The organism is Thermanaeromonas sp. C210, assembly GCF_013167955.1.
Classification (GTDB): Bacteria; Bacillota; DSM-521; order Neomoorellales; family Neomoorellaceae; genus UBA12545.
In genome coordinates, this window is sequence record NZ_BLWF01000005.1 from 1 (window position 1) to 12,143 (window position 12,143).

The following is a 12,143-nucleotide window of genomic DNA, read 5'->3' on the forward strand; positions in this document are numbered from 1 at the left end:
AACGAACGGCCAGGCTAAGTATGGGTCTCCCAACTGGCGACACCCGGCCCGGGCCGGCACTATGCTCAGGAGGTTTGGAAATGATACGAAGCCTTTTAGTCGCCTTGCTCGTTGTTTCCTTGGCCGGATGTGGCTTTATTGATAAAACAGAAAAAGCGGAATATCAAAGCAATGCTATTTCACCATCGGGGGCGATAGACAGTCAGGTTAACGCTCCTGATACCCCTGTAAGTAGTGATGAGAGCTCCCAAACCACGCCCCAGACTTATCCCCGGGAAGTTCAAGACCTCATAGAGACAATGAAAACAATTGAAGGTGGGGCGTGGGTTGCGGTTGGGGATGAAACCTTTATCGTTGTGAGCCGGGGTATGAAGCCCACGGCGGGTTACACGGTGGAGATTAAGGAGATCGTGGCCGAAGGCGATGGCGCGGTGGCCTCCGTGTCTTTTAAAGATCCGCCGGAGGGCAGTGCAGTGGCCGAAGTTATAACTCATCCCTACGCAGTGGGAAAAATAAGGGGCAGGTTTGCGGACGTTCAATTTAGGGAGGTTGACGGAAGGATGGAGTATATACCCCGTGTGGTGGGCCTTAAGGACAACTACCTAGCCCGGGGAGAGGGAAACATCCGGCTGCTCTCTTGCCATGTAAATGGCAGTAATATCAGGGTCAGCGGTATAGCCAGAGTTTTTGAGGCAAATTTGAATTACGAGCTCCAGGACGCCGCCGGTAATGTGCTCGACCGAGGATACACCATGGCTGCGTCGGGCGCACCTGATTGGGGATTTTTCCAAGTGGAGATTCACAACCTCCCACCGTCGGCCGCCCGGCTGCAATTGTATCACGCCAGCCCTAAAGACGGCTCTCACCAGGATATTGTAACGATAGAAATAGAGTAGCCTAGGCCCAGGCCGGTTTTGGTGCAGAGGAGAATTTATAAAAGGAGCCCCCTTTGGGGGCTCCTTTTGCCAGGGACGTTACTGCTCCTGGTGTCGGGCCTGCTGGTAGACCTTGTACTGGGGCTCCTGGCTTTCTATATAGTTGACGCGACCTTTGAGGCCCTGGGCGATGTTTTCGATTTGATTGGCATAATCAGTAAACTGTTTCTTAGCATTGGCATCCTCGGTCTCCAGGGCAAAGTTCTTCAGGTCGGCTACCGCCCCTTCCAGCGAGGTCAGACACTGGTGCATGCGGGTACCGATGGTCATAGGAGAAACCTCCTCTGAGTTTAGTCCCTGTCAAGGTTAGTGTGAGCGGCGACCGTTTGCTTTATGAGGGGTATTTCATGCTCCGGCGGAGACAATTGCTATTCCTGGCAGAGAGATCTATAATTAAAATAAAAATTGGTCTTTTGGGTATTAAGGGGCTGTATATATTAACAGGGCTTAGTGGGGATAAGACCAGCAGAGGGGAGGAGCCGGGAATGAAGCTTGCCGAAACGGTGGTAGGGGAAAAGGTTCTGCAGCAGGGTATTAAGTTTATTCTGCGGAATCCGGAGCGGAACATAGGCGGGTTGTTAGCGGTTGCGGAGAAGTTGGCGCGGGATTCCCATCACCGGGAAATGGTTGCCAGTGTAAAACGGGCGCTGCAGGACAAAGACAGCAACTGGTACAAGTATGCCCAGCGGCTGCTTACTAGCACCCATCCCAATATACGCCAGCGTTTGTCCATAAACTTTTTCGTGAATGCGACCTTTATCGGCGTTCCCCGGCAGAAGGAATGGGCGGCTAAGCTGGGAGTGGCGGTTCCCTGGGCCATCTTGATGGATCCTACGGAAAAGTGCAATCTGAATTGCCTGGGTTGCTGGGCCGGTGACTATGCTCGCACCCACGAGCTGGATCTGGCTACTATGGACCGCATAATCAGCGAAGGAGAAAAGTTGGGTATTTATTTCACCGTCATGTCCGGGGGAGAACCCCTGCTGCGAAAGGCAGATATCCTAACTTTAGCCGAAAGGCACCGGGACCAGGTATTCCACCTTTTTACCAACGGCACCTTAATCGATGAGAAGTTCGTGGAGGAAATGGTCCGGTTGGGCAACATCACTGTGGCCATCAGCATGGAGGGCTTTGAGGAAACCACGGACGCCAGGCGGGGTAAAGGAGTATTCCAGAAAGTTATGCGGGCCATGGATCTCTTGCGGGAAGCGGGTACAATTTTCGGCGCGTCGGTCACTTATACCCGCAAGAACACCGAAGAAGTGGGCAGCGAGGCCTTCATCGATATGTTGGTGGATAAAGGGGTGGCCTTTGTGTGGTTTTTCACTTACATCCCCATCGGTAAAGATGTAGACCTGGAGCTCATGGCCACTCCCGAGCAGAGGGCGTGGATGTTCGAACAAATAACCCATTTTCGCCAGACCAAGCCCATTTTCCTGGTGGATTTTTGGAACGACGGGGAGGCCAGCAACGGGTGCATTGCGGGCGGGAGGCGCTACTTCCACATCAACGCGGCCGGGGAAGTAGAGCCCTGTGCCTTCGTCCACTACAGCACCTGCAACATTAAGGAGCTCAGCCTGGAGGAGGCCCTGCAGAATCCCCTTTTCCGCGCCTACCAGAAGCGCCAGCCCTTCAGCCCCAACCTGCGGCGTCCGTGTCCCTTGATTGACAATCCCGAGATGCTAAGGGAAATTGTCCACGAGTCTGGAGCCCGGTCTACCCAACTGCACGATGACGAAACTATCGATGAATTTGCCGCTAAAATGGAGCCTTATGCTCGCGCCTGGGCTGGCATCGCGGATCGGATCTGGGAGGAGAAAACTTCTGTTTGAGGGCGGAAAACCCCGCAGCCCTGGGATATGGAGCTAGGGAAATCGGCGCCAAGCTGTGAGCTTGGCGTTTTTGTATCCGTGGTGCTAAAATAGACTTAATTATTCATGTACCATCTATTTGAAAAGGCAGGGGAAACAAGTGGTGCACGGGCAATACAACATCCTCGGGCTGCAGGAAGCCCTGAATTTCGGCCGCCAGGAAACGAGGGATTATTACAAGCGCTACATAAATCCCGGTCTGGCGGGGCTTTTGAGCCTCCTGGATTTTGACAAACAATTCGTCCGGGCCCAGGGCGCCTACGTGTGGGACCGAGAAGGCCATCGTTACCTGGACTTTTTGGGAGCCTACGGTGCTTTAAACCTGGGCCATAACCCTCCGGAGGTGGTGGCCGCACTGGAAGAAGTAAGGGAGCGCCCCAACCTCCTGCAGGCTTCCTTAAATCCTCTGGCCGCCGCCCTTGCCCATAACCTGGCCCAGATTACACCGGGGGACTTAAGCCGCGTTTTCTTCTGTAACAGCGGGACGGAAGCCGTGGAGGGAGCCCTGAAGCTCGCCAGGGCGGCTACGGGCCGGCCTAAAATCATTTACTGTGAAAATTCTTTTCACGGCAAAACCCTCGGTTCCCTGTCGGTGACAGGACGCCGCAAATATCAAAAACCCTTTGCCCCGCTAGTGCCCGGCTGTGAGGCCGTACCCTTTAACGATGCGGCCGCCCTGGAGGGGAAACTGGCTAAAGGCGATGTGGCGGCCTTTATCGTGGAGCCCATCCAGGGAGAGGGAGGGGTTATTGTTCCCGAAGACGGATATCTGGCTCGGGCGAGGGAACTTTGCGATAAATACGGCAGCCTGCTCATCGTGGACGAGATCCAGACGGGTTTTGGGCGGACGGGCTATCTCTTTGCCTGTGAACATGACGGGGTGGTACCCGACATTATGTGTCTGGCCAAGTCCTTGGGCGGGGGGGTTATGCCCCTGGGCGCTTACATAACCCGTCCGGACATCTGGGACAAAGCTTACGGCGGACTGGAGAATTATGCCCTCCATACTTCTACCTTTGGGGGCAATACTTTGGCTATGGCAGCAGGCCTGGCTGCTGTTCAAAGTGTCGTAAACCAGGATCTGGCCGGGCAGGCAAGGGAAAAAGGGCGTTTTTTCCTGGAAGGACTGCGGCGTCTCCAGAAAAAGTCGCCCCTTCTTAAAGAAGTGCGCGGCCGCGGTTTGTTGATAGGGCTGGAGTTTAACACCCCTGCGGGGGGCCTTCTGGACCGCTTGACCCTGGGGAAAGTGAACGAGCTTTCCCGGGAGTATTTCGGGTCCCTCGTGGCGGGCCAGCTTATGAACAAGTATCGGATTATCACCGCATACACTCTAAACAATCCTAACGTTATTCGGTTGGAACCTCCCCTGGTGGTCGGCCGGGAAGATATAGAAACAGTGCTGGGTGCCCTGGAGGAAATCCTGGTCCAGAGGGGATTTCTCAGCGTGGCCCTGGACAGCACTCGCACGGCGTTGGGTTCCCTTTTTAAAAAGAAAGCTTAGTATAAGCTCTGGCCCTGCCCGGCAAACTAAGAAAAAGGCCTGCTATTTCCGAAGGAAATATGAGGATGCCGGGGAGAATAGCATAGGGCGACTATGGGCAAGCCGTGCTGGCCGTCGGGGAGGCCGGGCCCAAGGTAGCCGGGCCTACGGGACCTCCGGCTGGCCACCAGTACAGTATTGAATTTTGAACGGGCTATGAACCCGGCCGGTGGGTGCCGGGGACCCTTGCGAGTTGCCGACGAGCCCCTCAGCAACCCGCGCCCCTCCGGCACGAAGAATGCTTCGGGAGCAGGACAAGTCTACCGGGAGGTATGAGGGTATGCCCACTGAAGTCGTTGTATACACTACACCAACCTGACCTGCATGCGCTTCGGTGAAAGAGTTTCTTTCCCGTAAAGGCGTAGACTTTCAAGAAAAGGATATAACGCGGGATGAAAAGGCCCAGGAGGAAATGCACCGGCGCACGGGCTTCATGGCCGTTCCCACCACTGTATTTGGGAAAGAGTTTGTAGTGGGGTTCGACCCGCAGCGTTTGGAGAAAATGCTCCATTAGACGTTGCGGCCGAACGAATAAGACCCGGCTAGAGGGGAAAACTTAGAATGAAATCGGACAATACCGAAAGGGGGAACCTCTATGCCGGGTTTAACCCAGGCGGAATTGATGCAACTCCGTGAAAATTTGAGCTCGGAGCTTCTCATGATCCAGAAATGCGGTGTTTACGCAGCCCAGTGCAGCGATCCTCAACTCAAGCAGCTGTTTAGTTCCCTCCAACAGGCCCACCAGCGCCACTATAATACCCTTGTCCGCCACCTGGGTGGTCAGCAACTAATGTAAAGAAGGGGGAATAGCCGTGCCCATTCCGGGAATGGATGACAAGGCCATGGCCAGCGATTGCCTGGCCAGCCAGAAGTTTCTAGCTTCTAGCTACAACCATGCGATTACGGAATGTGCCAATGATAGCCTGCTGCGCGATTTCTTCAGTGTATACCAGGATGAGCAAAACTATCTCAAAATGGTATTCAATGCCATGCAGACCCATGGATGGTACAACCTGCAAATGGCCAATACGCAGGACATCAATCAGGTCCACCAGCAGCTAAGGCAAGAATCCACGAAGCTTCAGACCCAAGCAGGAATGGGGCCTAGCCCGGGGGTCTATCCGGGCCAGGGTATTAGCCCAGGCCAAATGGGGCCGGGGGGCTTCTAACCACGATATTGATTCTGGCCGGTACAAGTCGGACACTAAAACGAGGGGCCTTTGCCCGCTTTTTAGGGGCGAGGGCCTTTATTTATTTCCCTTAGAGGGAACGGGTGTGCCGTCTTCCCGCCCGTAAGGGAGAGGAACATACTGTACCGAAGGACGCCGGCCTGCAGGCTGGGGGTAGAGCTCCATGAGCTGGTATATTTCCCGGGGCAGCCCCACCTTCACCGGGAGGCCCATTTCGATTAATTCGTCCACTGTTATGGGATAATCGTGGGTCCAACGGCCTTCGCTCAAAACGGTGGCCAATTCCTCGGCCCTGGCGCGGTCCATCTTTTCCGCCAGGAGACGGGTGAGGCTTTCCCGTACCTGTTTCATGGCTTTACGGGCCATGTCGGCAAGGATGACGGTGTGGTCGTCAATTTCATTTATGGGTTTCTGGGCCAACACCTGTAGGATAGAGGCGGCGGGGTACTGGCCCAGCTGGGGGTCCACAGGGCCCAAGACCGCGTTTTCATCCATGACGATTTCGTCGGCCGCCAGGGCGATGAGGGTGCCGCCCGACATGGCATAGTGGGGTACGAAGACGGTGACTTTTCCCTGGTGTTTGAGGATGGCGTGGGCGATCTGCTCGGCCGCCAGGACCAGCCCCCCGGGGGTGTGGAGCACCAAGTCAATGGGCATATCGTCGGGCGTAAGGCGAATGGCCCGCAGGAGCTGCTCCGAATCTTCGATATTGATGTACCGGCTCAGGGGGATGCCCAGAAAACTCAGAGCCTCCTGGCGGTGGATAAGGGTGATGAGGCGCGCCCCCCGCTTCCTTTCAAAGCTCCGGATGAGGCGGAGGCGAGCTCCTTCGATCTTTTTCTGGTGCAGCATGGGTAGGAAAGCCGAAAGGAGAAAGATTAACCATATAAGGCCCAAGAAATCCACTGACATCCCTCCTGCGTAGTTAGTATATAGTAAGGGTTCCGGGTTTATGCCTTCTTAAAGAAGCAAGTCTGCGGCCTATCAGTGCTTCAGGGCCGGTGGCCCGGAGGGAAGACGAGGGGCTGGAACTGGCTTTAAAGCTACTAAAGGGGGTGGTGACCGGGAGTTGTACCAGGCTGGCGGGCAGCCGGCAGGAGCGGAACTTGAAAAGCATTAGACCGGAAGTCAAGGGTTAAGGAGCGGCGTCAACGGGGTGACAGGCGGGTTGGGAGGCGGGGGTGCGGCCCATGTGAAACTTTCCCCATTACCCCCAAACCCTCCGGGAGCAAAAACCTTCCGTTTGCTGGATTTCCCTTGACACCCATAACTTGTGCCTGTTAAAAATCTTTGCAAGGGACCCCATCGGTTGACATTGATGTTAAAAAAAGATAGCCGGGACCGCCCCTACGGTGCCGGAGAGAGGGGAAGAGGGATCTAAGGAGGAAAAACGATATAGTTCCAAAGAAAATATAAGATAGCAAAAAAGTTGCTTAACAGTGAACAGAATATTTATTATATATTCAAATTAATAAGGCTAATGGCTGGGGGTGGGAGGGAAAGGCTGCGGACCGGTTGCGGCATACCGAGGATTTTCGTATAGCCAACTATTACTCTCTTTGGAGGCTTTAAGTTGGGAGGGAAGAATTATGGCCCAAATCAAGGCCCTGGAATCCTTATGGAAAGAGGAGCAAATTATTGCGCCGCCGGCGAAGTTCAAGCTGCAAGCCAATGTAAAGAATACCCGGGTTTACCAGGAAGCTGCGGCAGACCCCCAGGAATTTTGGGCACGGCTGGCAGAAGAAGAGCTGCTGTGGCATAAAAAATGGGACAAAGTGCTGGAGTGGAATCCGCCCTTTGCCCAGTGGTTTGTGGGCGGGCGGCTTAATGCGGCCGTCAATTGCTTGGACCGCCATGCCGCCGGTTTTCGCCGTAACAAGGTGGCCCTCATTTGGGAGGGTGAACCCGGCGACACACGTCTTTACACTTACGGCGAACTCCTGCGGGAAGTAAACAGGGTCGCCAACGCCCTGCAGCGACTGGGGGTGCGCAAGGGGGACCGGGTGGGCATCTACCTTCCCATGATCCCGGAGGCGGTTATTGCTATGTTGGCCTGTGCCCGCTTGGGCGCGGTGCATAGCGTGGTCTTCGGCGGGTTCAGCGCCGAGGCCTTGCGCGACCGGCTCAACGATGCCCAGGCGAAGGTCCTTATCACTGCCGACGGGGGATACCGGCGGGGCAAAGTGGTACCCCTGAAAGAGAACGCCGACCTGGCCCTGGCGCAGAGCCCGTCGGTGGAGAAAGTAATCGTAGTGCGCCGTACCGGAGAGCCCGTTCCCTTCACGCCCGGTCGCGACCTCTGGTGGGAAGAGGTAGTGGGAAGAGCTTCGCCATATTGCCCGGGTGAAGGCCACGAGGCCGAGGATATGCTTTTCATCCTTTACACCAGCGGCACTACCGGGAAACCCAAGGGGGTAGTGCACACCACGGCCGGTTACCTCCTGGGGGTCCACGTGACCACCAAATGGGTGTTTGATATTAAAGATACTGATGTGTACTGGTGCACGGCGGACATCGGCTGGATAACCGGCCATAGTTATGTAGTCTACGGTCCGCTGTCCAACGGTGCCACTACCCTCCTGTACGAGGGGGCGCCGGACTACCCCGACCGGGACCGGTGGTGGCAGATTGTAGAGAAGTACGGGGTGAACATCCTCTATACCGCACCAACGGCCATTAGAACCTTTATGCGCTGGGGCCCGGACTACCCCGCGCGGCACGATCTGTCCAGCCTGCGGCTCCTCGGGACGGTGGGCGAACCCATTAACCCCGAGGCGTGGATGTGGTATTACCGCCATATCGGGCAGGAGAAATGCCCCATAGTAGATACCTGGTGGCAAACGGAGACGGGTATGCATTTAATTACTCCCTTGCCCGGCATTACCGATCTAAAACCGGGATCGGTGAGTTTCGCCTTTCCGGGGGTAGATGTCGATGTGGTCAACGAGCACGGCCAACCGGTACCAGTCGGTGCGGGATACCTGGTGGTGAAATCTCCCTGGCCGGCCATGCTCCGGACCATTTACGGGGATCCCGGCCGGTATGTACAACAATACTGGAGCCGCTTTCCCAACATGTATTTCACCGGCGACGGCGCCCGCCGGGACGCCGACGGCTATATCTGGATGCTCGGAAGGGTGGATGATGTGTTGAACATTTCCGGCCACCGGATCGGCACGGCGGAGGTGGAAAGCGCCCTAGTTGACCACCCGGCGGTGGCCGAGGCGGCAGTCATCGGTAAGGCCCACGAGGTCAAGGGGCAGGCGGTGGTGGCCTTTGTCACCCCTAAGGAAGGCGTGGAAGGAACCCCCGAGCTGGCCGGAGAGCTTAAGGCCCACGTGGCACGGAAGATCGGCGCCCTGGCCAGACCGGATGACGTCTTTTTCACCGCCGAACTGCCCAAAACCAGAAGCGGGAAGATTATGCGCCGCCTGTTGCGGGATATTGCCGAGGGTCGCGTCCTGGGGGATACGACTACTCTGGCCGATCCAGGGGTAGTGAAGGAGCTAAAAGAGCGGTACGGAAGCGAAGAAGATTAGGCCGCCTTCGACGGCCGGCGAGGGGGCACAAAGGATAAGCGATTTTATGGAGAAGGTGAAAAGGGGGGGATTCCGTGAACGGTGCAGAAAGGAAGATGGTCAGAGCTAAGGAGTTTAGGAACCTGGTGGCCGGCAGGTGGCTGACAGCGGCTATTTTGTCGTCCTCAGTTTTCTTAATGTATTACGGATTTATCCTCATGCTGGGTCTTTCCAGGACAACGGCGGCACGCAGAATAGGGGAGGCTACTACCTAGGCTTCGGCGCTTCTGTCCTCGTGGGCCGGGAACTCATCAGAAGTATCGACAAGGGCGGTAACATGGCCGCCCCCCTGCTGGCTGAGCTCTTGGGAGGGACGCCCTTCCTCGGGTTCATCGCCGCCGTGGCCTTGGCCACTATTCTGGCCGTAGTCGCCGGCCTCACCCTTTCCGGAGCCTCTGCCTTATCCCACGACATCTACGTTAACGTCATAAGGCGCGGGCAGGCGGGCGAGCAGGAACAGGTGAGGGTGGCCAGAGTGGCGACGGTGGCGGTGGGCCTCGCGGCCATCCTGCTGGGCATTTTCTTCAAAGGGCAGAACGTAGCCTTCATGGTCGGTCTGGCCTTTGCGGTGGCTGCCAGTGGCAACTTCCCGGCGCTGTTGCTATCCATCATCTGGCGCCGATTGAGCACCACAGGTGCTGCCGCTTCTATCGTAGCGGGAGCCGTCCTGGCCACGTTGCTGATAATCCTTAGTCCTACGGTCTGGGTAGACATACTCAAACACCAACAGGCAATCTTTCCTCTGAATAACCCGGCGGTGGTATCGATGCCTGTGGGATTTGCAGTGGCCTTCCTGGGATCGCTGCTATTCCCGGATCGCCAGGCCGAAGTCAAGTTTGAGGAGCAGCAGCTCAGGACCTACCTAGCCGTCCGAGCAGAATAGCCCCGAACTCCGTCAACCCTACCGGATGGTATTTCCCGAGCAGCCCCCAGGGGCTGCTTTTTTGGTCCCCCATTTTGTGTATGCTGGTCGGCCCGGCCGGAAACACTTTCTGGAGCAAGGAGGTTGTCTAAAGGGGGCTCTTATGAGGTGGATATAGGCGAAAGCCTGGTAGGGTCTTATTTCAAATACGTGGAGAACTGCAAGATCGTGGTTTATAATTGCCAGTTGGAGGAAGAACAAGGAGAGATCGATGTTATAGCCCTTGACCAGGCGGGCGAGAGGGTCTACCTCTGCGAGGTGGCCACCCACCTGCGGGGCATGCTTTACGGCAACGGGAATAACGCTACTTTGGCCAGGGTGGAACATAAAATCCGGCGAGCCCTTCGTTTTGCGGCCCAAAATTTTCCCGAACGGAAGTGCATCTTTATGCTGTGGTCCCCGGTGGTGTCCCGGGGCCTGGCCGGCGGCTTTGCCCGGCTGGCTTCCTCTTTTGCCGACCAGGGAGCAGAGGTGCAGTTTATTATAAATAAGGAATATACCGCCCGCATTAGACGCTTGATGGAGGTGGCAAGGCAAAATATTAAGATTACCGATGAGCCGGCTTTCCGCCTGCTGCAGATTCTAGAGCACCTGCGCTAGGCCGTCCCAAGATAAAAAATTTGTTGAAGAATAGACAGAGGTAAGATATAATCATGGCGTGTACCGGGAGGCGCCTGCCTAGGCGCTTTCCTCTTTTGGAAGGGGGATTGTGGAAGTATGGCGGAAGCCGGGATCGACACCCGGGCGAGAATTTTGCAACAGGCTGAAGAGCTGGGAGTAAAGTTCGTCCGCTTGCAGTTTACCGATATCTTTGGTGTACTTAAAAACGTGGCCATTCCGGTTGGACAGCTGCCCAAGGCGTTAAATAATGAGCTTATGTTTGACGGTTCTTCCATCGAAGGTTTTGTACGCATAGAGGAATCCGACATGTATTTGTACCCGGATCCCTCGACCTTTACGGTATTCCCTTGGCGGCCCCATGAAGGTACGGTGGCCCGCCTTATATGCGATATTTATAATCCCGATGGAACGCCTTTTATCGGTTGCCCGCGGAATACTTTGAAGCGCGTTCTGGCCGAGGCCGAGGCCATGGGGTTTACCATGAATGTGGGCCCGGAAGCCGAGTTTTTCTTGTTCCATACTGATGCCCACGGACGGCCGACCCTGGAAACCCATGACCGCGGCGGCTACTTCGATTTGACCCCGGTAGACCTGGGGGAAGAGGCCCGACGGGATATGGTGGTTACCCTGGAAAAAATGGGTTTCGAGGTGGAAGCCTCCCACCACGAAGTGGCACCTGGCCAGCATGAAATAGATTTCAAATATGCCGATGCCTTGAGAACGGCTGATAACATCGTTACCTTCAAATTCGTAGTACGCACTATTGCCCAGAACCACGGCCTGCATGCTACCTTTATGCCTAAACCTATTTACGGCATTGCGGGATCGGGCATGCACTGTAATATTTCCCTATTCAGAGACGGGCAAAACGCCTTTTATGATCCCCAGGGAGACCTTGAGCTAAGCGAAACGGCCTACTATTTCCTCGGCGGCCTGATGGCCCATGCCCGGGCCATGGCGGCTATTACCAATCCCACTGTCAACTCTTATAAGCGCTTGGTATCGGGCTTTGAAGCACCTATATATATCGCCTGGTCGCCTAAGAATAGGAGTCCTCTTATACGTGTGCCGGCCAAGCGCGGTTTGTCCACGCGCCTGGAGGTACGCAATCCGGATCCTTCCTGCAACCCTTATCTGGCCATTGCGGTTATTCTTAAGGCCGGCCTCGACGGCATTAAGAACAGGATTTCCCCGCCGCCGCCTGTTAACGGAAATATTTTTCATATGACTGAAGAAGAACGTAAGCGGCTGGGGATCCAAACCTTACCCACCAGTTTGGAGGAGGCCCTGGCAGCGCTGGAAGAGGATCCAGTCATCCAGGACGCCCTGGGACCTCATATTTACGAACGTTTTATGGAAGCCAAGCGTATTGAGTGCGAGCAGTATCGGACCTGCGTCCACCCTTGGGAAATTGAACACTACCTGACCAAGTTCTAATTCTAGGGGGAGTGCCTGTGGGTTACAGAATTGCCATTATCGGCGCCGG

11 protein-coding genes and 2 pseudogenes are annotated in these 12,143 nt (G+C 55.7%); 11 read left to right on the forward strand and 2 right to left on the reverse strand.

Going from position 1 to position 12,143, the window contains the following annotated elements:
* Positions 1 to 80: 80 nt before the first annotated feature.
* A complete protein-coding gene (locus TAMC210_RS13030) occupies positions 81 to 896 on the forward strand; it encodes a Gmad2 immunoglobulin-like domain-containing protein (protein WP_173299253.1) in 816 nt (271 codons plus the stop codon).
* A gap of 78 nt (positions 897 to 974) precedes the next feature.
* Here the strand turns inward: TAMC210_RS13030 and TAMC210_RS13035 are convergent, their stop codons facing one another.
* Complete coding sequence (locus TAMC210_RS13035; RefSeq protein ID WP_173299254.1) at positions 975 to 1,205, reverse strand: DUF1657 domain-containing protein; 231 nt, start codon at positions 1,203 to 1,205, stop codon at positions 975 to 977.
* Between the two features lie 215 nt (positions 1,206 to 1,420).
* Here TAMC210_RS13035 and TAMC210_RS13040 point away from each other — a divergent pair, with 215 nt between their 5' ends.
* The 5 genes and pseudogenes from TAMC210_RS13040 (at position 1,421) to TAMC210_RS13060 (ending at position 5,515) form a co-directional block, all read left to right on the forward strand.
* Entirely contained in the window at positions 1,421 to 2,767 is a 1,347-nt protein-coding gene (locus tag TAMC210_RS13040; RefSeq protein WP_173299255.1) for a radical SAM protein, read from the forward strand.
* A 118-nt stretch (positions 2,768 to 2,885) separates the two neighbouring features.
* The gene (locus TAMC210_RS13045) at positions 2,886 to 4,307 is read left to right on the forward strand and encodes an aspartate aminotransferase family protein (protein ID WP_173299256.1); all 1,422 of its coding nucleotides are present in this window, start codon (positions 2,886 to 2,888) and stop codon (positions 4,305 to 4,307) included.
* A 370-nt stretch (positions 4,308 to 4,677) separates the two neighbouring features.
* A pseudogene (locus TAMC210_RS13050) lies at positions 4,678 to 4,860 on the forward strand (glutaredoxin family protein); the annotation flags it as partial.
* Positions 4,861 to 4,941: 81 nt separating this feature from the next.
* On the forward strand, positions 4,942 to 5,142 hold the full coding sequence (locus tag TAMC210_RS13055; protein WP_173299258.1) for a spore coat protein: 201 nt from the start codon (positions 4,942 to 4,944) through the stop codon (positions 5,140 to 5,142).
* A gap of 16 nt (positions 5,143 to 5,158) precedes the next feature.
* Complete coding sequence (locus TAMC210_RS13060) at positions 5,159 to 5,515, forward strand: spore coat protein (protein WP_173299259.1); 357 nt, start codon at positions 5,159 to 5,161, stop codon at positions 5,513 to 5,515.
* Positions 5,516 to 5,593: 78 nt separating this feature from the next.
* Here TAMC210_RS13060 and TAMC210_RS13065 read toward each other — a convergent pair whose 3' ends face one another.
* Positions 5,594 to 6,448: an SDH family Clp fold serine proteinase gene (locus TAMC210_RS13065; RefSeq protein ID WP_173299260.1), complete on the reverse strand. Its 855-nt coding sequence runs from the start codon at positions 6,446 to 6,448 to the stop codon at positions 5,594 to 5,596.
* Positions 6,449 to 6,537: 89 nt separating this feature from the next.
* On the opposite strand from TAMC210_RS13065, the gene TAMC210_RS13070 reads away from it, so the two are divergent.
* The 5 genes and pseudogenes from TAMC210_RS13070 to glnA all read left to right on the forward strand — a co-directional run bounded on the left by TAMC210_RS13070 (position 6,538) and on the right by glnA (position 12,094).
* Positions 6,538 to 6,675 carry a hypothetical protein gene (locus tag TAMC210_RS13070; RefSeq protein WP_173299261.1) on the forward strand — a complete coding sequence of 46 codons (138 nt, stop codon included), beginning with the start codon at positions 6,538 to 6,540 and terminating at the stop codon, positions 6,673 to 6,675.
* A 450-nt stretch (positions 6,676 to 7,125) separates the two neighbouring features.
* Positions 7,126 to 9,075 (forward strand): acetate--CoA ligase, encoded by a 1,950-nt coding sequence (gene acs, locus TAMC210_RS13075; RefSeq protein ID WP_173299262.1) that lies wholly within the window; start codon positions 7,126 to 7,128, stop codon positions 9,073 to 9,075.
* Positions 9,076 to 9,325: 250 nt separating this feature from the next.
* Positions 9,326 to 9,997, forward strand: a pseudogene (locus TAMC210_RS13080) (solute symporter family protein); the annotation flags it as partial.
* Positions 9,998 to 10,120: 123 nt separating this feature from the next.
* Positions 10,121 to 10,636, forward strand: coding sequence for a hypothetical protein (locus TAMC210_RS13085; protein WP_173299264.1), 516 nt, complete (start codon positions 10,121 to 10,123; stop codon positions 10,634 to 10,636).
* A 117-nt stretch (positions 10,637 to 10,753) separates the two neighbouring features.
* On the forward strand, positions 10,754 to 12,094 hold the full coding sequence (glnA, locus tag TAMC210_RS13090; RefSeq protein WP_173299265.1) for a type I glutamate--ammonia ligase: 1,341 nt from the start codon (positions 10,754 to 10,756) through the stop codon (positions 12,092 to 12,094).
* Positions 12,095 to 12,143: the final 49 nt, after the last annotated feature.

Bases quoted from the DNA above. Each gene is read 5' to 3' on its own strand.
- TAMC210_RS13030 (WP_173299253.1), top strand. From the start codon at position 81: ATGATACGAAGCCTTTTAGTCGCCTTGCTCGTTGTTTCCTTGGCCGGA.
- TAMC210_RS13035 (WP_173299254.1), bottom strand. From the start codon at position 1,205: ATGACCATCGGTACCCGCATGCACCAGTGTCTGACCTCGCTGGAAGGG.
- TAMC210_RS13040 (WP_173299255.1), top strand. From the start codon at position 1,421: ATGAAGCTTGCCGAAACGGTGGTAGGGGAAAAGGTTCTGCAGCAGGGT.
- TAMC210_RS13055 (WP_173299258.1), top strand. From the start codon at position 4,942: ATGCCGGGTTTAACCCAGGCGGAATTGATGCAACTCCGTGAAAATTTG.
- TAMC210_RS13065 (WP_173299260.1), bottom strand. From the start codon at position 6,448: ATGTCAGTGGATTTCTTGGGCCTTATATGGTTAATCTTTCTCCTTTCG.
- acs (WP_173299262.1), top strand. From the start codon at position 7,126: ATGGCCCAAATCAAGGCCCTGGAATCCTTATGGAAAGAGGAGCAAATT.
- glnA (WP_173299265.1), top strand. From the start codon at position 10,754: ATGGCGGAAGCCGGGATCGACACCCGGGCGAGAATTTTGCAACAGGCT.